Source organism: Staphylococcus sp. HMSC063A07 (assembly GCF_001836955.1).
Taxonomy (GTDB): Bacteria; Bacillota; Bacilli; order Staphylococcales; family Staphylococcaceae; genus Staphylococcus; species Staphylococcus lugdunensis.
In genome coordinates this window covers 1-20,896 of sequence record NZ_KV830908.1, presented here as the reverse complement: position 1 = coordinate 20,896, position 20,896 = coordinate 1, and the positions used below count along the sequence as shown (strand labels likewise).

Sequence of the window (20,896 nt, the reverse complement as noted above, 5' to 3'; positions counted from 1 at the left end):
ACATGGCTCAAAAGAAAAAAATGAGTGTGACTCAGTTAACAATCGTTACGGCTGTTAACATGATGGGTTCAGGTATTATCATGTTACCGACGAACCTCGCACAAGTAGGTACAATGTCAATCCTTTCATGGATTGTGACAACAGTTGGAGCAGTAATGCTTGCTTTCATCTTTGCTAGAGCAGGTTTATACAGCTCAAAAGGTGGAGGAATGGGTGGTTATGCAGAATACTCATTCGGTAAAGCCGGAGCATTCTTAACTAACTATACGTATGGTCTTTCGTTGGTAATTGCCAATGCTGCCATCGCTATTTCAGCAGTAGGTTATACAGCTGAATTACTTCACATCCATATGTCACCAGTTGCTACAGCGTTATGGACAATTTTAGCGTTATGGGTAGCAACATCATTAAACTTTGGTGGTGCAAGCATCACTGGTAAAATCAGTTCATTTACTGTATGGGGCGTTATTCTTCCAGTTGTATTCATCAGTATTATTGGATGGTTCTGGTTCAGTGGAAGTAACTTCGCATCATCATGGAACCCACATCACTTTGGATTCTTCGAAGGTATGGGTAAATCAATTTCAATTACCTTATGGGCATTCTTAGGTTTAGAGTCAGCAGCAGCAAATAGTGATGCTGTAGATAATCCTAAGAAAAACGTACCAATTGCCGTTATGGGTGGTACAATCGGTGCTGCGGTAATGTACATTATTTCTACAAACGTTATTTTAGGTATTTCACCAATTAAAGATTTAGCACATTCAAATGCACCATTCGGTTTAGCATTTAGTCATATGTTTAACCCAACAGTAGGTAGCATTGTAATCGGATTAATGATTATTTCATGTTTCGGTTCATTAATTGGTTGGCAATTTACAATTGCAGAAGTGTTTAGAACGTCTGCAGTTGAAAAATACTTCCCTAAAGTATTCGCTAAAACAATTGGTAATGGTACACCATTAATTGGTATGTTGATAATTACATGTTTACAAACACTAATTTCATTAATGACAATTAGTCCATCATTATCTAAACAATTTACCATTTTAGTTAACTTGGCCGTTGTAACGAACGCTGTGCCATACGTTCTTACTATGGCAAGTATTAAGACGATGCAGAAAGAAGCAGGTAGTGTGTCTGCTAAAGGCATGAAGTGGACAAACTTTATTGCAGTCATTGCAGGACTTTACACATTATATGCAATCTACTCTTCTGGTGGTATCGCAGTTTACTACGGTGCAATAGTAACGTTTGCCGGATGGACACTTTATGGATTGATTTCCTATAGATTTGACGTAAACAAACCTCATGAAAATATTACAAAATAATTAAGATAGCTTAAAAAACGTGAATATTCTTTCCTTAACAATCCCATTAGCTGTATTCTCAAACCTCTCGCAACACGGCTATGGGATTGTTTTATTTGAATTTAGGTGTAAAATAATAGGTGTAAATATGTAAAAGGACTAGATAAAAATGAAAAAAGCAGATCATTCTGTGAGTAGAATATTAGTCATTTCTACGATAGGTGCACTGATCTTTTCCGTGGTAGGTATCTTTTTAGGTATCGTATCAAACAGTGACATGGTGTTACTTGACGGTCTGTATGCAGTGCTTAGCTTATTAATTTCTTCACTTTCTTTATTTACATCTATAGCAATCAAGAAACCGAATCATGAGTCTTTTCCGTTTGGTAAATATGTGTTTCAACCTCTTACCATTATCTTTAACTCATCAATCATGTTGTTATTATGTATCTTATCATTAGTATCATCAGTTTATGCGATTCTACAAGGCGGGAGAGATATCAATGCAAACATTGGTTTGTTCTATGGTATTTTCTCATTTGTAGGCTGTGGTCTAGTGTGTTTAATGTTGTCACGCAACCGTAAACGTTCAGATCTTATTTATGCTGAAATGTTGCAGTGGTTACTCGATACTGTAGTTAGTTTTGGTTTAGTATTTGGCTTTGTGTTAATGTTTGTTTTAAAATACACGCCACTTGCATGGCTCATTCCTTACATTGACCCAGGAATGGTGTTACTTGCAGGGATTATCCTGATTACAATGCCAATTCGATTACTATACAATAATGGTAAGGAACTTATTTCTATGTCAGCATCTGAAGAAGTTCAATATGAAATTTTTACGATTGTTAAAGAATTAAACTTAAAATATAATATTCGTGAAGAAGATTTAAGAATTTCTAAAATGGGACAAGCGATTTATATAGATTTACAAAATATTGTAGATTCCAAATCAGCAATTAGAACGATTGAACAAGCAGATGTCTATCGTGATGAGCTGATTCATAATATAAATGAGGCTTTTACAAACTATGATAAGTGGTTGAATATTTCATTTACGGAACAGTATTATTTAAGACAATTGAATTAGGATTTGATTTGTTGATGCATCACGTTTGATAAGACAAATGATATGGCACATGAGGTTTGAGATAACCTTGTGTGCCTTTTTCATTATTAAATAGAATGAATCGCACTTTTTTTGTTACTTATATGAAAGAACTTATTTCGGGGATGATAATAATTATTTTGGAGGTGCCACACATGAATGCAGATATGGAGTTATATAATAAGAAATTTGGGACAGAAGCACAACTATATAATACAAAAGTAAAGTATGTCTATAATCAAAATGGCAAGAAAACATTTGTCGAATCGACATTGATTTTAAGTAGACGACATATTGTTATTATTTCAAATAAGGAACACTTTTTTAAGGAAATTATTATACGCAATATTAAAGGATATACCTTATCTGATAAGTTTATGAGTGCCGTTGTTGAATTGATTTATGGGGATAATCAATTTGAATTTAATGCCACGATAGCTTTTAAAAACAAGAAAGAACGTGAAATCGTATTGAATTTCTTAAGCGTACTTTTCGACAATAACTTTTTGAAAAATAAACTACAAAATAAAACAGATCGATAGCGTCTGTAAACAGCTAGATAAGTATAAAAAATCATCTGAGTATATAAATGATTATATCAGATGATTTTTTATATTCTTAATTGGAGGAACTTATTTATAAAAGGAGGAACAGATGATGTATAACGATATCAGTGAAGTACAATTGCCACAACAATTTAAATATGGTAGTCAGCAAGACATCGTTGTTCGCAGTTATTATCAGTTTACAGCTGATAATCGTATTTATTTTGACGCACATCATTATCGAGATTTGATTGATCATGAATATAGGTTAACGATAGATATCCAGTCTCCAGTTAATGCATACGGGTTAGCTATTGATTTCTTTGATATTGACGAGATAGATTATCAATATATTCATCCTAAATTGGATGGTCAGCTTATCAATAATACATTGATTTCAATGAATACAACAGCTGAAAATATCGCTAACTGGTTTTGGGAGCAATTCAAGCACCACCTGCCATCAGGGCATCATATATGTCGGCTCGAGCTAGCAGAAACGGCGCAGCATAGTGTTATATTGGACTCACGATTAAACTATAAACGTGTGTGATATTTATGCCATGTTAAAATACCCCAAAACAGTACAAGACCAACCATTAAAATAAGCCAAATGATATCGAATTGCCCTGTTGTTATCTTGGTGTATACACTGTAGATGAATAAAGCAATAAAGAAATAACCAATTGTCCATTTACTTGCGATACTAAAGTGATGACGTTCCATTTCATCTTGCTTTTTTAACATTTGAATCATCCTTTGCTTTACTTTGTGCTAAATAAATCGTCAACGGTTGTATCAAACTGCTTTGCAAGTTTAAACGCTAACATTAATGTGGGATCATATTTATTATTCTCGATAGCATTAATTGTTTGGCGCGAAACGTTGACGTTTTTGCTTAACGTTTCTTGAGACATGCCTATTTTTTTACGATAGGCTTTAATTTTATTTTTCATATATCACGCATCCTAAGTGGTATATTTCTTTTTTACAGAAAAGTAATTCATGACTAAAAATAACAGGCCCAATAAGATGTATAGTAATTCTGGATAATCTTTAAATATAAAAAGTGATTCTGAAACTTTCTTGTATATACCAAATAAACGCAAAAATACTGAAGATAGCATTATATAAACTATCCACACAAATGTGCGTGCAAATATTTCTAGGAACATCCGCCGTTGTCGTTCATCGTATTTGGTATCGTCTTTTTTACGACCATCGACGCTCTCTGCTGGCAACAATGCAGTGGTGACGATACTCCATGATACTGAAAATATAAAGAAACCGATATATGCTAAGATTTTCATTGTATTACACCTCAAAATGTCAAAAGTTTTTTACATAAACACCATAACAACTGAAATTTAGAATGTCAAATACTTTTTACATTTTAAATAATAAAAAAAGAGCGGGGCAGCATTTATTGTGAATTCGAAGTCCCGCCCTGGAAAGGTTGACTCGGGTTGAAAAAAGCTTGGGATAAGCGTATTTTCAATTGTCAACTACTGTGCCAATATAGAGTTCATAGCCTAAAACATGACGATGTCCGAGACGTTTTAGGTAACTAGCTTAAAATGAGTTGTGTTAATTCTTCTGCTGATAATGATCCAAAGTAATAATTTAAATCAATATCTTCTAAGCGAGCGATTAAATCCTGTTTAACCATTCGTGTACCTACTAGATGTGTTTCAACATCATGAATATCGCCTTGTCCAAAGAAATCGCCAAAAATACTACAACCTGAGATACGATTTTGTGTTACTGAAAGTGAAATATCAATGGTACCACAAGCAAAACGCGCATTGCGATTATATTCATAACGCGGAGAATGTCCATAATTCCACTCCCAATTTGCGTATTTGTCAGCAACGAGTTGATCAATACCAGCCCAATCTTCGTCGGTTAATGTATAGCGTTTGGCATCTGAAATGTCATCGATGCCCATAATTTGTTTAATAATAAGGTCTTTGAACGCTTGAATGGTGATGTCTTGATACTCAGGGGCAAGTGAATCCCTAATATTACCCACGCGAGCACGTACGGATTTAATGCCTTTGGACTCAATTTTTTTGCGATTTGGATTTAATGATTGCACCATGGCATCGTAATCAACGTCGAGCAGTAGAGAGTAACCACCATAAATACGGTTGTTGATTACTGTCATAGCGGCGCCAGAAATTTTTTTGCCATGGAGTGTTAAATCATTGCGTCCACTTTGGATGACATCGGTGGCACCAAGATGATGCAATGCTTTGATTGCTGGACGATAGAAACGTTGGAAGTCTCCATAAATTGACGTATCTTGTTCAAGGATGCAGCACACATTTACAGCACCTTTATCAACGTAAACGGCACCGCCTCCAGTATCTCGACGTACTACTTGAATGCCATGCTTATCAACGTATTCTTGATTGATTTCGATGGCAGTATTTTGGAAACGTCCAATTTCAATTTTAGGGTCACAGTAGTATGGTAATAGAATATCTTCATCTAAAAAAATATGCTGATTTACATAAACTTGCATGGCAAGGTTAACCGCACCATCAGCGATATATTTTCCATTGCGGATGGGTTCAATTAAATACATAATTTTAGCTCCTAGTTGTTCATTTTCTGCTGTGCAGTTGTCATTAATGTAGCAATGTCTTCATTCAAATGAATGGTTCGCGCTTTAATATTTTGTGGAATACGATAAGCTTTTTTATTTAAAGTCATAAAAAGGGCATCTGGATTGTGACGTGTCATGCGCTGAAACGGATGTTTCACAAATTGTGGTGTCGTATAACCGATACCAATTTCAAGGTATAAGATTTTGCCATGTTGATGTTCAGCTAAAAAGGCATTATACCGTTCGAGCTGTGCATGAAAATCAGCATCTTCAACCATGCCAACTTGTGCTTTACGTTTGTTAATTTCCATAGGCGCATCACATTTTGGACAATGTGGAATCAATGTCCAAGGAATTTTCATATCTTGTTGTTCAGCTACCATCTGACGAATAGCATCATCATCACGATAGGTCTTTGCATGACAATACTGGCTGCATTGCCATAAAATATATTCGCCTTGAATATGAAATACTTTATTTAAATCATAGTCTGCTGCTAAAAAAGCATTATCTGCATTAGTTGTAATAATATGATACGCTTTTTGCGCTAATAATGATTTTAAAGCAAGATATGATGCTCCGACCGGCTGATCCAAATAATTTAAAACAACAAAACGACTTTCGAATGCCCAGTATTCCTGCCAACTATCAAAGGGATGTAGACTGGCTTGTAACATATCAAAGAAACCATATTTTTCGATAAAATCTGGAAAGTTTTGTGTAAAACGTTCACCTATATAGGTAAAGCCATCAGCTGCCGACATACCAGCGCCAATACCGACAACGACTGCATCTGCTTCATAGATAGCGCGTAGTAGTATATCGACTTGTGCAGCGTCTTCGCGAGCAAGTTGGAGTGCTGCCCATTTATTATGACTCATGAGTCTGAAGCACCTCCGTATAAAGTTGTGCATCTTTATCAGTAAAGACATTAAAAATAACCTTTATTGATGATGGATGTGTTGTTAAATAATCCGAAACGGTCTTAATCGCGATATGGCAAGCTTCTTCTTGTGGAAAGCCGAATACACCTGTCGCAATGCAACAAAAAGCTATATGTTGTAAACCGTGCTGTTCAGCTAATTCTAAGCAAGATGTATAACAGCGCGCTAACAGTTCTTTATTCATTTGCGAAACAGGATATTTACGTATTTGTGGACCGACAGTGTGCAAGACATAACGGCAAGGCAAGTTATACGCCGGTGTGATTTTAGCCTTACCTATACCTTCTTTACGACCTTGTTGTTTGATGATTTGTGCACAATCAAGACGAAGTTGAACGCCTGCTTTTGTATGGATTATGTTATCTATACAATCATGATTGGCTTGCATACAACCTAAGAGGCTACTGTTAGCAGCATTGACAATCCCATCAACAGCCAGACGTGTAATATCACCTTGCCACACATATAACTGTTGATTCTCTACAGGTGTTAACGCATCCATATGAATGGGCTGTCGTTCAGTTGATAATGCTGAAAGATAAGCATCTTGAATATCTAAATATTCTTGAGAAATAGGTTCTGGTGGTCTGACATTGGCTAAGCCACGATATAATTCCCATTGTGCTGTGGAGTCAGTAGGGTAGTTTAACGGTTCTGAACCATGTGCTTCTTGCCATAAATAATGTGTTAAATAAGCGAGACGTTTACTCTGTGTTTGTAACATTTATGCCTCTGGTAATGCGTTATACGCATCTTCATCTACATTTTCTAATTTGACTAACCAATTGTCTTCTGGTTTTTCTGAGTTTAAAATCGTTGGTTCGTCTTCAGCTTTTGTATTGCATGCCACAATTGTGCCGGCAAGAGGCGTTTGGACATCTAACACCGTTTTTGAAGCTTCAATACTTACAATTTCATCGTTTTTAGCGACATCGTTTGCAGTCATGAATTCAACATAACCCACAGTACCAATATCATCTTGAAGTTCTGGTGTCATATAATAGACATATTGGTTTCCTTCTTTTTGTACTAATAGATAGTTTGCTAATTTAGCCATATATATACTTCCTTTCTTTAATTATAGATATGCTTGTGCAAGTAATTCTAGCGTGCGACAGCGGTTTTCTATATTTGGTAGGAGAGGTACCACTAAGACTTCATCAGCTTGAAAGTCTTGAATCATGGCGTCGAGTTTTGGTGTTACTTGTGTGATGGTTCCAGCTAAAATTTTAGAATGAGATGCTTGCATGCGTGCTTTATCTCGCGCAGTTGGTTGATATTGTAATGCAGTCTCATAAGATGGAAAACGTTCGAACTCAGCAAAATAACGTTTTCCTAATAACCATACATCTAGTGCTTGTAATAATCGTGTAGCTTCTTTCTCAGTGTCAGTTACAATGACAAACACGGTTAACATAACACTTGGTGACATCTGTAATGATGTAATTTCAAAATGCTGGCGATAAGCAGCGATGCTATGTTGTGTGGCACGTATGCTATCTGTATCTGGCAATAAAAATGTACCAACAGCAAACCCCATACCTTGCTGTGCAGCCATTTTAGCTGAACGTTGGCTAATGCTTAATAGCCACATATCAGGATGATGTGATATGTTTGGTTGTGCCATGACGCTAGAAAAGCGCTGCTCACTTTGCTGATTTGTTAAGTAATGACGAAGATCCACGATACTTTGTTGATAATCAAGATATTCAGATTTATCCTCGTCCATTGCACGTTTCACGGCAGGTGTACCAGGATTATTGCCAATGCCAAGATCGACGCGTCCAGGATAAAATGCTTCTAACATGCGAAAATTTTCGGCGACTTTGTAAGGACTATAATGAGGCAACATAATACCACCTGAGCCTACTTTAATGTGGGATGTTTTACCCAAAATGTGCATCATCAATAATTCTGGACTACTGCAAGCAAAAGCTGGCACGTTATGATGCTCTGTTATCCAAAAACGTTTAAAGCGTAGTCGATCTGCCAGTTGTGCCAAGCGTATTGTATCGTGAAGTGCCTGCTCAGCATTTTTCCCTTCATCTATCATCGCATAATCTAACACATTTAGTTCTACCAAAAACTCATCTCCATTACTGTTTTATCATTCCCCAATTATTTCCCCAATTTTATTTTAACGGTTTTTGTTATGTATTGCTAAATTTCAGTTTACAACAACATATTTTTATGTGGTTTATTTGGTTCAAAGTGGTCAAATGCATTAGTAAAAACTATTTAAGAAGTGTGATTAAATTGCTAATTTTAAGCGGTCGTGATACGTTGATGTTAATAAGCAGATGAAAGAAGATGACACTGACATGGAAGATTACACACCATTATTGCAACCTATCACGCTACCTAACGGCGTACAATTGAACAACCGTTTCGTGTTGTCACCAATGACGACAAATTCATCGACGCATGATGGACATATTACTCAAGAAGATTTGCGCTATGCTGAAAGACGGGCGGGATCAGCTGGACTTCAAGTGACTGGTGCTGCTTATATTGAGCCTTATGGTCAGCTCTTTGAGTATGGTTTTAATATCTCAGATGATACATGTATTCCTGGGTTGAAAAAGCTAGCCCAAGTCATGAAACAAGATGGCAATAAAGCGATTATTCAATTGGCACATGCAGGACGTTTTTCCAATCAAGCGATTCGAAATTTTGGTGAAGTATATGGACCTAGCCCGATGTCACTGCATTCTCCAACACCTCATAAAGTAATAGAAATGTCTCAAGAGAAGATTAAAGATGTGATTCAACAATATGCTGATGCTACATCTCGTGCTATTCAAGCAGGCTTTGATGGTGTAGAAATATCAGTTGCACAACGTCTATTAATACAAACGTTTTTTTCTACTTTTTCAAATCAACGACATGATGACTATGGGGTAGATTCCTTAGAAAACCGTGCGCGTTTTGGATTACAAGTCATGCAAGCTGTTCAAAATGTGATTGATCAACAAGCACCTGCTGATTTTATTCTTGGCTATAGGGCTACACCTGAGGAAACACGTGGAAGTGATCTAGGGTATACCATTGATGAATTTAATCAACACTTAGACTGGGTCATGGATGTTGCCAATATTCACTATTTAGCTATTGCTAGTTGGGGTCGACACATCTATCAAAATACAAGCCGTACACCAGGGCAACACTTTGGAAAACGTGTCAATCAAGTTGTATATGATCATTTGAGTGGGCGTTTACCTATGATTGCGAGTGGTGGAATTAACTCGGTAGAAAGTGCATTAGATGCGATGCGACAAGCAGATATGGTGGGTATGTCGTCACCGTTTGTCACAGAACCTGACTTTGTGACAAAACTTGCAGCAGGGCAGCCTGAATGTATTGATTTACACATCACTCAAGATGATTTAGAGGAATTAGCTATTCCGCATGCAGCTTTTAAAGATATTGTGAAAATGATGGATTATGGTGAAGGATTAGCTTTGAAAACAAGAGATGAACTACGTAAATTAGAACAAAATTATGACGATTAACAATAAGGAGCGGGGCAGAATTCGTTGTGAATTCGTAGTCCCGCTCCCTATATTGTTATGGTGTATCTACAATTGATGCTTGAGCCATCGCTGTGCCAAAGTCACCGTATTGATGTGTAGTGGCTAATTGTTTAAAAGCCTCTTCAATGAGTGAATCAAATTTATGCAATCTAAACTCCTTATCTTGTACCATTGTTAAAATGTCAGGATATGTTTTGAAAAGATATTCAATAGTGAGATCTAAATCTTCAGAAAAAGAATCGAATGTTTCGATAGCTACGTTAATAAATGGTGTCAATTGTCCACGCACATTTAATAATCGTTCGATATCAGCATCATATTTAGCCAATAAGTCTTCTGATAATTCTAATTCTTCTACATGCATTGAACTATCTAATGCATAAAATAGTTGGTAGGCATGACGGCCTTCGATAAAGTGTAAGTGATTATCATTAGTACTTGTTTCACCATAACGTGCTTGATTTTTAATCATTTTTGTAATATGTAACTTAATTAAAACGATTGTTGCTTCTTTAATATGAGCGATATCTTTACGATTTTGACCTTGCAGTTGTTCTTTAATTTGTGCTTCCAATTCATCGTGTATTTGAGGCATCAAATTTAGACGCGCTTGTAATACATCAGTAGTTAATATATCTGCGGACATCTTCGTCACTCCAATTTCTATCTAAAATTAATCTTATATATAATTATCGCATAAAAAAGACTTTTTTTGGGAGAGAAATAATCAGTTTCTTTTTTTGAGTGTTTAAAAATATGAAGATTTACAATGAACAATAAGAATTAGTGGATGTTTGAGGGCAACAACGATAATTGTTTTCTGTTAAGATAGCGACATTGATTGTGAAAGATGATACGTGGGTGGCTATTATGGCATCATTAGATGGGCTGCCATGGGTACTTCGAATATTTAAATCAGATTATGGTGCTGAGGCAACACCTGAAACATAACAAGCTTATTGGCAGCCACAACAAATCCAATTATTAGATATCGCATTTTCAATAGCCATTGCTATGGCGCTTGTAGCGATATCATGCACTTTATCAGATTAGATTCAAGATATAGTGCCTAAATCTAATTCAATCTTGACGACTGTAGCCTTTTTGCAGATCAATACCTATACTAACAACATTGACCAGTTTGAGACTATGAACGATATATTGGCAGTAGTTGAGTGGATTGAAAATATGCTTATACCAAGCTTATTTCAATCCAATCAACTTGCCGAGGCAGGACTAGGAATTCATAATGAGTTCAGTTCTGCTCCCTTTATGCTATTTCTTTTTATTTATATTGTTTGTAGAATCATGTTGTTTATCTTGTTGATCTTCACGTTCTTCTAAGCTAATCGTGTAATCTTTATCATCATTAATATATGTCATGGCAAAGTGTTTCGTATGCTCTCTGCGTAATGCACGCATTAAAGAAAAAATCATTAACAGCAAAATAATAGAAAAAGGCAAACCAGTAACGACGGCTGCAGATTGTAAACTTGTTAAACCCCCGGCAATCGTCATAGCAACCGATATAGCACCGATTAATAAACCCCAAATAACTTTATGTTTAACTTTTGGATTTTCTTTACCACCTGTGGCCATGCTAGCAACGATATGTGTGGTGGAATCCGCACTAGTAACGATGAAGATAAAGATTAAGGTAATGGCTAGGGCACTAGTGATGTCGCTAATCGGGAACTTAGACAGTAACTCAAATAATGCTACAGTATAATCTTTATCGACTACATTAGCAATCGGATCACCGCCAAGTGCTATTTTTAATGCTGTCCCGCCAAAGCCAGCTATCCATGAAAATGAAATTAAAGGTGGCACGAGCAGAACCCCTACGACAAATTCGCGGATTGTGCGCCCACGAGAAACACGAGCCACGAAACCACCAATAAATGGGGACCAAGAAATAACCCAGGCCCAATAAAAGACGGTCCATTTTTGCACCCAAGAATTATCCCCTTGATACGGATTAATACGGAGACTATATTCAACAAAATGCGTGATATAATCGCCAATCGCAAGCGTATAAGATTCTACAATAAATTTTAAATCACCAAATATAAGCATAAAGATAAGTAACAGTGCGCCTAACCCAATGTTGATATTGCTCAACCATTTTACGCCTCTATTTAAGCCGGTTAAAGCAGAGCCTAAGAAGATACACACCATTAAAATTGTAATTCCTATCTTAGTTACATTTGTATTTGGAATATGGAATACATAGTTAAGGCCGCCACCAATCTGTAAAATTCCAAGACCAATTGAGGTTGCAATACCCATGACAGTGGCAATAATAGCTAAAATATCAATAATATTGCGAAATGGACGTTTATAAGCTTCACCAAAGACAGGTTCCATTGCGGTGGAAATGAGTCCGTTGCGTTTTTTTCTAAATTGAAAGAATGCTACTATTAAACCGGCAATCGCAAATATAGACCATTGAGAGATTCCCCAATGAAAGAACGTATATCCCATAGCTAGCCGTGCAGATGATGCAGATTCACTGGTAATCTTCCCAGGAAAAGGTGAATGTAAATAGTGCGTCAATGGTTCGGCTACACCCCAAAAGACAATACCAACACCTAAGCCAGCAGAAAATAGCATACCAATCCATGAAATAGTGGAAAATTCAGGCGCTTCATCATTATCTCCCAGCTTGAAGCGACCATAACGTGAAACAGCGAGGGAAATCAAAAAGACGTCGAGAATAAAGATAATTAGTAAAAATAGCCAGCCAAACGAATTAGTCAAAAAATTATAAATTGCTTGTGCCCGTGATCCAAATGCTTTTGGAAATAAGCCGGCAATTGCAGTGATGATTAAAATGATAAGTACGGAAAATGCATAAACAAAATTGTTATTTTTCTTCCTTTTGTCAGACATGGAGCTGTTTAGTCATCCCTTTGTTTAAATTTATTGTCGTTAAAAGTATAACCATAAGTTTTAAAATAATTCAAAAATTTATGGATTTTAACTACAAATGCTGTGGTGAAAAAAGTAACACAATCATATATGGACAATGGTGAAACATCTAATAATGAAAAGATTTTTCATTTTTCAAGAAGCATGGGAGAGCAGAGTCTGAAATGATATAATAAAGGCGTTATAAGACAATCATTATACACAGAAAAGAAGGGATCGTATGTCTAAATATGCGCTAATTAACGGGAAGATTTACACAGAACAGCAAGTGATTGAGCATGGATATGTTGTGATTAATGATGGACGTATTGAGCAAATCGAATCAGGTAAATATGATGGTATGTTAGAAACGGTTGATGCACAAGGTCAGCACGTCCTACCAGGATTTATTGATATTCACATTCATGGGGGATATGGTGCTGATGCCATGGATGCATCATATGAAGGGTTAAAACATTTAGCTGAAAATTTATTGTCAGAAGGAACGACAAGTTTCTTAGCAACTACAATGACACAGTCTGATGAAAATATCATTAAAGCTTTAGCTAATATTGCTAAGTATCATCAAGAACAACAACAAGGAACTGCAGCAGAAATTGTGGGAATACATTTAGAAGGGCCATTTATTTCAGAACATAAAGTGGGAGCACAAAATCCACAATATGTGCAACGACCTTCCGTGGATAAAATTCAACAATTTCAACAAAGTGCGCAAGGTTTAATTAAAGTGATCACCTTTGCACCGGAAGTGGAAGGTGCACAAGAGACATTAGCTGCACTACATCATGATATTATTTTCTCAATAGGTCATACTGTTGCGGATTTTGATCAAACGAATGAGGCAGTCACATGTGGTGCGAAACATATTACACACTTATACAATGCAGCGACAGGCTTTGAGCATCGCAAGCCAGGAGTTTTCGGCGCAGCATGGACCAATTCAGGATTAAATACGGAAGTGATTGTTGATGGTATTCATTCACATCCAACAGCGGTTAAACTTGCGTATCAACTCAAAGGACATGAACATTTCTATCTTATTACTGATGCCATGCGTGCTAAAGGCATGTCTGATGGAGAATACGACCTAGGCGGTCAAAATGTTATCGTTAAAGGGTCAGAAGCGCGTCTAGCATCAGGATCTTTAGCTGGAAGTATTTTGAAAATGAATGATGGACTGAAAAATGTGATGACCTTTACTGGACAAGGACTAGACCAAGTGTGGCGCGTAGCCAGTTTAAATCAGGCAATCGCGTTAAAAATTGATGATCAAAAGGGTAGTATAGCAGTAGGTAAAGACGCTGACTTAGTTATTGTTGATGATGATATTCAAGTATTAACAACAATCAAAGCAGGTTGTATGCATCGATACCGTTCACTTGGGGAATAGATAAATTAAGACCATAATAAAAAAATTTAGGAGGCGTATTATATGCAAAGTAATTATAGATTTCCTAATGCTATCTTTTTCTTTAATATGCTGTTATTAGCTGCAACATTAGCGATTATTGCTTTGGCGATTGTCAACTTTATCTCTAATAGCATCATAACTAAAGCAGGCGTTGTCTTTGAGATGGCCTGGCAAGAAACTGAAATTATTTTTGTATCAGCATGTGGTATCTGTATTCTTATTAGTTTAATAGCACTATTTATCTTAAAATTATTTGAATATAAATAAGTCAAATATCAAACCGGAATATAAAGCCATTCTATGTAGAAACGTTAACTACACAGAATGGCTTTTATAGTATGTTATTTAGTGTATTTTGGTCAACTAAATGTTTAATGATTGATAAAGCGCGTTATCAACAATCACATCTACACGTTCATGTTGATGTAAAATAGACGCAGGTAAATCTTCAGTAATATGTCCATCTATCAATCTTTGTAGGGCATCATGTTTCTTGTCACCAAACGCTAATAGTATAATACGTTTCGCGCGTGTGATGTTATCTAGACCCATAGATATGGCTTGTTTAGGAACATCTGCTAACTTAGAGAAATGCACACTATTAGCTTGAATCGTGGATGTCGTCAAATTAACGACGCGGGTGTGACTATCAAAAGGTGTTCCTGGCTCATTAAAGCCAATGTGCCCATTTTGACCAATACCTAACAGTTGAATATCACGTTGACCAACCGATTGTAATAATGTTTCATAGCGCAATGCTTCGCTTTCAAGATTGTCTGCCGCACCATTTGGGATATGGATGAACGCTTTATTCCAGCCAGAATAGTTGTCAAATAAGCGTTCATGCATATAGTGATGATAACTGTGCTCATGATGTGCGTCTAAACCAACATACTCATCGAGGTTAAATGTGTGCACTTGAGAGACATCTATGTGATTTAAATCTAATAGATCAGTGAAATATGGATAAACGCTTGTCATCGTAGCTCCTGTTGCTAAACCTAATATTGCGTCAGGTTTATCTTGGAGTAATTTAATTAATTCTATAGCGACGTAGCGACTAGCTGTTTGCTGGTCTCCAAGATTTAAAATTCTCATATTTGAAACACCTCCAATGACATTCAATTTTAAAATAAATGTGTAAATTAATCTTCAGCTATCGCTTTAATAAAGCGTTCGGTAATTTGTTTTGGTCGAGTGATTGCACCGCCAACGACAGTACAATAAACGCCTAAATCACTCACTTGTTTATACATTTCTGGTGTGATGACATTGCCTTCAGCTATAACTTTGGCTGAAACTGAATTCAGTACATCCTTTAAAAAAGCAAATTCATTTTCGTATAAAATATGGCCTTTAGTATATGAGGTATAGCCTCTTAATGTTGTGCCAATATAATCAAATCCTAACTTATCTGCTTGCTGAGCTTCGTCTAATGTCGAAATATCTGCCATAATTTCTACGTTTGGTGCATGTTGTCGAATATAGTCAACTAATTCTGACAGCGTTTCTTTTGGGCGAGTTTGTTTCGTCGCATCTAACGCAATAACGTCACAGCCACTAGCGATCAATTCATCGACTTCCTTAGACGTTGCGGTAATAAAGACATCCGAATTGGCATAATCTCGTTTAACAATACCAATAACTGGTAAATTGACTTCGCGCTTTATCGCGAGTATATCTTCTTTAGTGTTGGCTCTGATGCCAACTGCGCCTCCTTGATAAGCGGCTAAAGCCATCTTAGACATAATAAATGATGAATGTAATGGTTCATCAGGTAAAGCTTGGCAAGAAACAATTAATCCTTGTGGTAACATGTTAAACACTCCAATTACTTTTGTTTAATTTGTAAAAGATAGGTCTAGAATGATTGGTTAATATCATCATATCATTAAGAAATTTTTTATCAATTTAAATTTAACTTTTGAAAAAGATTTTCAAATAGTCTACACTCAAGTTAATACGAATAAAGGACTGAGGATGATGAAATTTGATAATAGAGTACAACGTAGTCGGCACATACTAACAAAAATGGATCGCAAAATTGTCACATTTATTCAAGAACAAGAATTAGATGATCGCTTTTCTACTATTAATTCTCTTGCTTATGCCATTGGTACGTCTCCGGCCACTATTACACGTTTCAGTAATAAGTTAGGCTATGATAACTTTCAAGATATGAAATTTAGTGTACAACATGAAAAATCTGAAAAAATAGTCGAAAATGCGCCACTAGTACAACAAATTCACCGTTATCACCAACGTATTATACAACAGACAGGGGAATTTATTTCTGAGGAAAAGATTAAACGCTTTGCGCATAATTTAAAAACAAGACGTCAAATTAACTATGCTGGTTTAGGTAGTTCTGGGTTAACAGCCAGCGAATTTTATTATCGAACGATGCGTATGGGCTTAAAAGGAATGGTGTCCACAGATGCGCATCAGATGAAAATATCGGCGTCCTTATTGTCAGCGCAAGATATGTTTGTTGCTATTTCTAATAGTGGAGAGACGATAGAATTAATTGAAGCAGCAGCGATTGCACATGATCAAGGCGCATATGTTGCGGTTATAACGAATTATGAAGGTAGTAGTATTACTGAAAAGGCAGACTTAGTACTGATTACTACGGATCAATCTCGAATTAATGATTCTCAATTTATTAATACGCAAATTGCCACTTTCTTTTTAATGGATATTGTCAGTTATCTCCTATTAAACGATCCCCATATGAATCAACTTTATCAGCATACACGACAGACAATATTAGGTAAATAGTGATTATAAGCTAAAGATTGGTACATCATTACTAGAACCAATTGATAAGGGAGCGGGACAGAATTCATAATGAATTCGTAGTCCTGCTCCCTTTATCATTCAACAAGTGCACCATACAAAGCAGCATGGTTTTTCGTGCGTGTTGTTTGAAGTCGAGCGCCTCCGTAGCCATGGGGTAAATAGTGCTGAATATGGGGTTCGATATATTGAATAAGCCTGTCACCTTGTGAGGAAATACCACCACCAATTAAGATTAAATCTGGATCATAGATGATTTGTATTTGCGCAATTCCCTCAGCAACAGCATTTCCCCAATCATTAAGCAGTTGGACAGATTGCTTGTCGTCAGCTTCTGCAAGGTCAAAAAGTGCAGGAACGCTGATGTTTGCATCTAAGCCGTATGCTTTAATTAACGCTTTCAAAGCAGATGTTGAAGCCCGTTGCTCATAAGTTAAACCATCGCTTGAACGGTAAAGTAAGTAGCCAATTTCATTTGCGTGATAACGCGCCCCTGTATATAAGCCATGTTGTTGTGTGTAAAACGCACCTCCAATACCAGTGCCTAATGTTAAACAGAAAATATGGCTTTCTGGATACTTATGTAATACAAGTTCTCCTAACAACGCTGCATCAACATCATTATGTACTGTAATATGATCAGACAAATCTCCCAAATGTTGTTGGAAATCAGTACCATTGTAATTTGCAATTGTAGGACCAGCGTAAATAATTGCTTTTCGTTCAGTGTCAACTACACCAGCCGTTGAAATACCAATATGTGGACGTTCTAGCTGATAATGTTGAATATACTTAGCAATTAAGTCATGAACCGTATCAATGATTAACGTTTTCTTATTATCAGGTGTTTTTATAGATTCATGTGCCAGCATATCTAAGTCCGTATTAAATACGGCAATTTTAATATTGGTACCACCAATGTCTACCGCAATTTTATACATCTATTATTCCTCCTTTATCAATTAACATTATATAAACAGTTGTTCGTAGTTAGAACAATATTTAATGTTTTGAAAATATTTTTCATAAAATTAAGACAAAAATGTTAAAACGTTTCAAAACATATTGTAACCTTATTAGAAAGCGTTTACAATTTTAATGTAAAAGTTGGGTTAATGGTTAAGTCTATTTATTATCTAAATAAACTTTGAATGAATAACAATGAAATTGGAGTGATAAACAATGGATAACAACTTGAAAGGCATATTTGCAGCGCTGCTTGTTCCATTTGATGAACAGGGACAAGTTAAAGAAGAGGGACTAAAACAAATTGCACGCAATGCCATTGAAACAGAAGGTTTAGATGGTTTATATGTAAATGGTAGTTCAGGAGAAAACTTTTTAATTAGTAAAGAACAAAAGAAACAAATTTTCAGATTAGCAAAAGAAGCGGTTGGCGATAAAGCAAAACTAATTGCTCAAGTAGGTTCATTAGATTTAAATGAAGCAATTGAATTGGGACAATATGCAACAGAATTAGGTTATGATGCATTATCAGCCGTTACGCCATTTTACTATCCATTTAGCTTTGAAGAAATTAAACAATATTATTTCGACATTATCGAGGCAACACAAAATAACATGATTATATACGCGATTCCAGACTTAACGGGTGTCAATATTAGTATTGAACAATTTGGGGAACTCTTTAATCATGACAAAGTGATTGGTGTGAAATACACAGCACCTAATTTCTTCTTACTAGAACGTATTCGTAAAGCCTTTCCAAATAAATTAATATTATCGGGATTTGATGAAATGCTTGTTCAAGCAACGGTATCCGGAGTAGATGGTGCGATAGGATCAACATATAACGTAAATGGACGTCGCGCGCGTCAAATCTTTGAATTAGCGCAACAAGGCAATGTATCAGAAGCGTATAAAATTCAACATGAAACAAACGATATTATTCAAAACGTGTTAGCGATGGGTATTTATCCAACTTTAAAAGAAATATTAAAAACGCGTGGTATCGATGGTGGTTTGCCAAAACGCCCATTTGCGCCATTCAATGAAGCGCATCGTGCCACATTAGACAACTTAATTAATAAATACAACTTGTAAAAACAAAATATTGAAAATTAAGAGGTGTTGTGAATGCAGCAAATAGGATTTGGATTTTGGAACTGGGTCGCAGTTCTACTGTATTTATTGATTATGTTAGCTGTAGGAGCTTATTTTACTAAACGTGCCAGTCAAAGCACAGATAGTTTCTTTACGGCTAGTGGTCGTTTACCGTCTTGGGCAGTTGGCTTTTCTATTTATGCAACAACGTTAAGTGCGATTACATTTATGTCTACACCTGAAAAAGCATTTTTAACGGATTGGGCATATATTGCAGGAAACATAGCAATTGTAGCAATTATACCTATTTTAATTGCATTTTACGTACCATTTTTCAAAAAGTTAAAAGTCACGTCAGCGTATGAATATTTAGAAGCGCGCTTTGGACCAAGTGTTCGCGTTATTGGCTCATTACTTTTTGTCATTTTCCATTTAGGACGTATTGCAATTGTGATTTATTTACCAACACTAGCCATTACATCTGTATCAGATATGAATCCATTTTTAGTAGCGAGCTTAGTAGGAATATTATGTATTTTATATACGTTTTTAGGTGGATTTGAAGGGGTAGTATGGAGTGACTTTATCCAAGGTGTAATTCTATTGGGTGGCGCTTTAATGATTATTTTAATAGGCGCCTTTGAAATTAAAGGTGGTTTTGGCACGATCATTCATGATGCGATTGCTAATAAAAAGATTATGAGTGCAGATAACTGGAAATGGAATTCTGCAGCAGCATCGATTCCTATTATTTTCCTGGGAAATATTTTTAATAACTTACATCAATACACAGCTAGTCAAGATGTTGTTCAACGTTATCAAGCTTCAGATTCAATGGAAGAAACGAAAAAGTCATTGTGGACAAACGGTGTATTAGCGCTTATTTCTGCACCTATTTTCTATGGTATGGGCACAATGATGTATTCATTTTATCAACATCAAGATAGCTTACCTAAGGGATTTAATACCTCTTCAGTTGTACCGTATTTCATTTTAACTGAAATGCCACCTTTTGTAGGTGGTCTATTGATTGCCGCAATTTTTGCAGCTGCGCAATCTACAATTTCATCAAGTTTGAATTCAATTTCAGCGTGTATATCAGAAGATATTAAACATCGTTTCTTTGGTAAAGGACGTGACAAGGACGAAGTTAATTTTGCACGTATCGTCATTATTATAGCTGGCTTGCTTAGTTATGGTATCTCTATGTATTTAATCGCAGCAGATTCAAATAACTTATGGGATCTCTTCTTATTAGTAACAGGTCTTTTTGGTGTACCACTTGCTGGTATCTTTGCGGTAGGTATCTTTACAAAGCGTGCAAATACATTTGGAGTGTTCGTTGGACTTATTTCAGGTGTAATCTTCGCGTATTTCTTTAATGGCATAGGTGGAGGCAATTCGCCATTTTATGTATCAATTATATCATTTATGATAGCCTTTATTTTTGGATATCTTATCAGTTTAGTTGTTCCAGCTAAATATGCAAAGGATATTACAGGATTAACAATTTATGATAAAGACAAGCCTTCAAACTATGTATCTAAAGTTGCAAATAAATAATTTTATAGCAGTAGTTTAATAAAAGATAAAAACAGTCTTGGACATGCATCTCAGAAAAATAGCGCTCAGATGAATTG

General features: G+C 36.0%; 24 protein-coding genes. 11 read left to right on the top strand and 13 right to left on the bottom strand.

Annotation, left to right across the window (positions count from 1 at the left end; all coding sequences use genetic code 11):
- Positions 1 to 2: 2 nt before the first annotated feature.
- The 4 genes from potE (at position 3) to HMPREF2597_RS02310 (ending at position 3,516) form a co-directional block, all read left to right on the top strand.
- Entirely contained in the window at positions 3 to 1,331 is a 1,329-nt protein-coding gene (gene potE / locus HMPREF2597_RS02325) for a putrescine-ornithine antiporter (protein ID WP_002460723.1), read from the top strand.
- A gap of 148 nt (positions 1,332 to 1,479) precedes the next feature.
- Positions 1,480 to 2,400, top strand: a complete 921-nt coding sequence (locus HMPREF2597_RS02320; RefSeq protein WP_002460722.1) for a cation diffusion facilitator family transporter — start codon at positions 1,480 to 1,482, stop codon at positions 2,398 to 2,400.
- A gap of 173 nt (positions 2,401 to 2,573) precedes the next feature.
- The gene (locus tag HMPREF2597_RS02315) at positions 2,574 to 2,960 is read left to right on the top strand and encodes a hypothetical protein (RefSeq protein WP_002479023.1); all 387 of its coding nucleotides are present in this window, start codon (positions 2,574 to 2,576) and stop codon (positions 2,958 to 2,960) included.
- Positions 2,961 to 3,072: 112 nt separating this feature from the next.
- Positions 3,073 to 3,516, top strand: a complete 444-nt coding sequence (locus HMPREF2597_RS02310) for a 6-pyruvoyl trahydropterin synthase family protein (protein WP_014533201.1) — start codon at positions 3,073 to 3,075, stop codon at positions 3,514 to 3,516.
- Here HMPREF2597_RS02310 and HMPREF2597_RS02305 read toward each other — a convergent pair.
- The 8 genes from HMPREF2597_RS02305 to HMPREF2597_RS02270 all read right to left on the bottom strand — a co-directional run bounded on the left by HMPREF2597_RS02305 (position 3,501) and on the right by HMPREF2597_RS02270 (position 8,601).
- Complete coding sequence (locus HMPREF2597_RS02305; protein WP_002479021.1) at positions 3,501 to 3,710, bottom strand: hypothetical protein; 210 nt, start codon at positions 3,708 to 3,710, stop codon at positions 3,501 to 3,503. The genes HMPREF2597_RS02310 and HMPREF2597_RS02305 overlap by 16 nt on opposite strands.
- A gap of 17 nt (positions 3,711 to 3,727) precedes the next feature.
- Positions 3,728 to 3,919 carry a helix-turn-helix transcriptional regulator gene (locus tag HMPREF2597_RS02300; protein ID WP_002460717.1) on the bottom strand — a complete coding sequence of 64 codons (192 nt, stop codon included), beginning with the start codon at positions 3,917 to 3,919 and terminating at the stop codon, positions 3,728 to 3,730.
- Between the two features lie 12 nt (positions 3,920 to 3,931).
- Positions 3,932 to 4,273, bottom strand: coding sequence for a hypothetical protein (locus tag HMPREF2597_RS02295; RefSeq protein WP_002460715.1), 342 nt, complete (start codon positions 4,271 to 4,273; stop codon positions 3,932 to 3,934).
- 257 nt (positions 4,274 to 4,530) lie between these two features.
- Positions 4,531 to 5,553 (bottom strand): lipoate--protein ligase, encoded by a 1,023-nt coding sequence (locus HMPREF2597_RS02290; RefSeq protein WP_002479020.1) that lies wholly within the window; start codon positions 5,551 to 5,553, stop codon positions 4,531 to 4,533.
- 11 nt (positions 5,554 to 5,564) lie between these two features.
- The gene (locus tag HMPREF2597_RS02285) at positions 5,565 to 6,455 is read right to left on the bottom strand and encodes an SIR2 family NAD-dependent protein deacylase (protein WP_002479019.1); all 891 of its coding nucleotides are present in this window, start codon (positions 6,453 to 6,455) and stop codon (positions 5,565 to 5,567) included.
- Entirely contained in the window at positions 6,445 to 7,242 is a 798-nt protein-coding gene (locus HMPREF2597_RS02280; protein WP_002479018.1) for a protein-ADP-ribose hydrolase, read from the bottom strand. Before HMPREF2597_RS02280 ends, HMPREF2597_RS02285 begins: the two co-directional genes overlap by 11 nt.
- Complete coding sequence (locus HMPREF2597_RS02275; RefSeq protein ID WP_070817137.1) at positions 7,243 to 7,575, bottom strand: glycine cleavage system H family protein; 333 nt, start codon at positions 7,573 to 7,575, stop codon at positions 7,243 to 7,245. It lies immediately after the preceding gene.
- A gap of 21 nt (positions 7,576 to 7,596) precedes the next feature.
- Positions 7,597 to 8,601: an LLM class flavin-dependent oxidoreductase gene (locus HMPREF2597_RS02270; protein WP_012990686.1), complete on the bottom strand. Its 1,005-nt coding sequence runs from the start codon at positions 8,599 to 8,601 to the stop codon at positions 7,597 to 7,599.
- Between the two features lie 238 nt (positions 8,602 to 8,839).
- Here HMPREF2597_RS02270 and HMPREF2597_RS02265 point away from each other — a divergent pair, with 238 nt between their 5' ends.
- Complete coding sequence (locus HMPREF2597_RS02265) at positions 8,840 to 10,030, top strand: NADH-dependent flavin oxidoreductase (protein WP_037544317.1); 1,191 nt, start codon at positions 8,840 to 8,842, stop codon at positions 10,028 to 10,030.
- A 55-nt stretch (positions 10,031 to 10,085) separates the two neighbouring features.
- On the opposite strand, the gene HMPREF2597_RS02260 is transcribed toward HMPREF2597_RS02265, so the two are convergent.
- Positions 10,086 to 10,697, bottom strand: coding sequence for a hypothetical protein (locus tag HMPREF2597_RS02260; protein ID WP_002479015.1), 612 nt, complete (start codon positions 10,695 to 10,697; stop codon positions 10,086 to 10,088).
- Between the two features lie 167 nt (positions 10,698 to 10,864).
- On the opposite strand from HMPREF2597_RS02260, the gene HMPREF2597_RS12805 reads away from it, so the two are divergent.
- Positions 10,865 to 11,002 carry a hypothetical protein gene (locus HMPREF2597_RS12805; protein ID WP_012990687.1) on the top strand — a complete coding sequence of 46 codons (138 nt, stop codon included), beginning with the start codon at positions 10,865 to 10,867 and terminating at the stop codon, positions 11,000 to 11,002.
- Between the two features lie 324 nt (positions 11,003 to 11,326).
- Here the strand turns inward: HMPREF2597_RS12805 and HMPREF2597_RS02255 are convergent, their stop codons facing one another.
- The gene (locus HMPREF2597_RS02255; protein ID WP_002479014.1) at positions 11,327 to 12,943 is read right to left on the bottom strand and encodes a BCCT family transporter; all 1,617 of its coding nucleotides are present in this window, start codon (positions 12,941 to 12,943) and stop codon (positions 11,327 to 11,329) included.
- 259 nt (positions 12,944 to 13,202) lie between these two features.
- On the opposite strand from HMPREF2597_RS02255, the gene nagA reads away from it, so the two are divergent.
- Both nagA and HMPREF2597_RS02245 read left to right on the top strand, forming a co-directional pair.
- The gene (gene nagA / locus HMPREF2597_RS02250; RefSeq protein ID WP_002479013.1) at positions 13,203 to 14,372 is read left to right on the top strand and encodes an N-acetylglucosamine-6-phosphate deacetylase; all 1,170 of its coding nucleotides are present in this window, start codon (positions 13,203 to 13,205) and stop codon (positions 14,370 to 14,372) included.
- A 42-nt stretch (positions 14,373 to 14,414) separates the two neighbouring features.
- The gene (locus HMPREF2597_RS02245) at positions 14,415 to 14,660 is read left to right on the top strand and encodes a hypothetical protein (RefSeq protein ID WP_002460701.1); all 246 of its coding nucleotides are present in this window, start codon (positions 14,415 to 14,417) and stop codon (positions 14,658 to 14,660) included.
- A gap of 96 nt (positions 14,661 to 14,756) precedes the next feature.
- On the opposite strand, the gene nagB is transcribed toward HMPREF2597_RS02245, so the two are convergent.
- Positions 14,757 to 15,491, bottom strand: a complete 735-nt coding sequence (nagB, locus tag HMPREF2597_RS02240; protein ID WP_002460700.1) for a glucosamine-6-phosphate deaminase — start codon at positions 15,489 to 15,491, stop codon at positions 14,757 to 14,759.
- Between the two features lie 47 nt (positions 15,492 to 15,538).
- Positions 15,539 to 16,210, bottom strand: a complete 672-nt coding sequence (locus HMPREF2597_RS02235) for an N-acetylmannosamine-6-phosphate 2-epimerase (RefSeq protein ID WP_002479012.1) — start codon at positions 16,208 to 16,210, stop codon at positions 15,539 to 15,541.
- 166 nt (positions 16,211 to 16,376) lie between these two features.
- Here HMPREF2597_RS02235 and HMPREF2597_RS02230 point away from each other — a divergent pair, with 166 nt between their 5' ends.
- On the top strand, positions 16,377 to 17,174 hold the full coding sequence (locus HMPREF2597_RS02230; RefSeq protein WP_002479011.1) for a MurR/RpiR family transcriptional regulator: 798 nt from the start codon (positions 16,377 to 16,379) through the stop codon (positions 17,172 to 17,174).
- Between the two features lie 95 nt (positions 17,175 to 17,269).
- Here HMPREF2597_RS02230 and HMPREF2597_RS02225 read toward each other — a convergent pair whose 3' ends face one another.
- Positions 17,270 to 18,133 carry an ROK family protein gene (locus HMPREF2597_RS02225; protein WP_002460696.1) on the bottom strand — a complete coding sequence of 288 codons (864 nt, stop codon included), beginning with the start codon at positions 18,131 to 18,133 and terminating at the stop codon, positions 17,270 to 17,272.
- Positions 18,134 to 18,374: 241 nt separating this feature from the next.
- Between HMPREF2597_RS02225 and HMPREF2597_RS02220 the strand changes: the two genes are divergently transcribed.
- Both HMPREF2597_RS02220 and HMPREF2597_RS02215 read left to right on the top strand, forming a co-directional pair.
- Positions 18,375 to 19,256: an N-acetylneuraminate lyase gene (locus HMPREF2597_RS02220; protein ID WP_002460695.1), complete on the top strand. Its 882-nt coding sequence runs from the start codon at positions 18,375 to 18,377 to the stop codon at positions 19,254 to 19,256.
- A gap of 33 nt (positions 19,257 to 19,289) precedes the next feature.
- Positions 19,290 to 20,819 carry a sodium:solute symporter family protein gene (locus tag HMPREF2597_RS02215; RefSeq protein WP_002479010.1) on the top strand — a complete coding sequence of 510 codons (1,530 nt, stop codon included), beginning with the start codon at positions 19,290 to 19,292 and terminating at the stop codon, positions 20,817 to 20,819.
- The last annotated feature ends 77 nt before the right edge of the window (positions 20,820 to 20,896 follow it).

Excerpts from the sequence above, each read along its gene's own strand:
- HMPREF2597_RS02275 (WP_070817137.1), bottom strand. The coding sequence starts at position 7,575 with ATGGCTAAATTAGCAAACTATCTATTAGTACAAAAAGAAGGAAACCAA.
- HMPREF2597_RS02255 (WP_002479014.1), bottom strand. The coding sequence starts at position 12,943 with ATGTCTGACAAAAGGAAGAAAAATAACAATTTTGTTTATGCATTTTCC.
- HMPREF2597_RS02285 (WP_002479019.1), bottom strand. The coding sequence starts at position 6,455 with ATGAGTCATAATAAATGGGCAGCACTCCAACTTGCTCGCGAAGACGCT.
- HMPREF2597_RS02265 (WP_037544317.1), top strand. The coding sequence starts at position 8,840 with ATGGAAGATTACACACCATTATTGCAACCTATCACGCTACCTAACGGC.
- HMPREF2597_RS02305 (WP_002479021.1), bottom strand. The coding sequence starts at position 3,710 with ATGTTAAAAAAGCAAGATGAAATGGAACGTCATCACTTTAGTATCGCA.
- HMPREF2597_RS02320 (WP_002460722.1), top strand. The coding sequence starts at position 1,480 with ATGAAAAAAGCAGATCATTCTGTGAGTAGAATATTAGTCATTTCTACG.
- HMPREF2597_RS02295 (WP_002460715.1), bottom strand. The coding sequence starts at position 4,273 with ATGAAAATCTTAGCATATATCGGTTTCTTTATATTTTCAGTATCATGG.
- nagA (WP_002479013.1), top strand. The coding sequence starts at position 13,203 with ATGTCTAAATATGCGCTAATTAACGGGAAGATTTACACAGAACAGCAA.
- HMPREF2597_RS02310 (WP_014533201.1), top strand. The coding sequence starts at position 3,073 with ATGATGTATAACGATATCAGTGAAGTACAATTGCCACAACAATTTAAA.
- HMPREF2597_RS02290 (WP_002479020.1), bottom strand. The coding sequence starts at position 5,553 with ATGTATTTAATTGAACCCATCCGCAATGGAAAATATATCGCTGATGGT.
- HMPREF2597_RS02215 (WP_002479010.1), top strand. The coding sequence starts at position 19,290 with ATGCAGCAAATAGGATTTGGATTTTGGAACTGGGTCGCAGTTCTACTG.
- potE (WP_002460723.1), top strand. The coding sequence starts at position 3 with ATGGCTCAAAAGAAAAAAATGAGTGTGACTCAGTTAACAATCGTTACG.
- HMPREF2597_RS02225 (WP_002460696.1), bottom strand. The coding sequence starts at position 18,133 with ATGTATAAAATTGCGGTAGACATTGGTGGTACCAATATTAAAATTGCC.
- HMPREF2597_RS02300 (WP_002460717.1), bottom strand. The coding sequence starts at position 3,919 with ATGAAAAATAAAATTAAAGCCTATCGTAAAAAAATAGGCATGTCTCAA.
- nagB (WP_002460700.1), bottom strand. The coding sequence starts at position 15,491 with ATGAGAATTTTAAATCTTGGAGACCAGCAAACAGCTAGTCGCTACGTC.
- HMPREF2597_RS02220 (WP_002460695.1), top strand. The coding sequence starts at position 18,375 with ATGGATAACAACTTGAAAGGCATATTTGCAGCGCTGCTTGTTCCATTT.
- HMPREF2597_RS02245 (WP_002460701.1), top strand. The coding sequence starts at position 14,415 with ATGCAAAGTAATTATAGATTTCCTAATGCTATCTTTTTCTTTAATATG.
- HMPREF2597_RS02235 (WP_002479012.1), bottom strand. The coding sequence starts at position 16,210 with ATGTTACCACAAGGATTAATTGTTTCTTGCCAAGCTTTACCTGATGAA.
- HMPREF2597_RS02280 (WP_002479018.1), bottom strand. The coding sequence starts at position 7,242 with ATGTTACAAACACAGAGTAAACGTCTCGCTTATTTAACACATTATTTA.
- HMPREF2597_RS02230 (WP_002479011.1), top strand. The coding sequence starts at position 16,377 with ATGAAATTTGATAATAGAGTACAACGTAGTCGGCACATACTAACAAAA.
- HMPREF2597_RS02260 (WP_002479015.1), bottom strand. The coding sequence starts at position 10,697 with ATGTCCGCAGATATATTAACTACTGATGTATTACAAGCGCGTCTAAAT.
- HMPREF2597_RS02315 (WP_002479023.1), top strand. The coding sequence starts at position 2,574 with ATGAATGCAGATATGGAGTTATATAATAAGAAATTTGGGACAGAAGCA.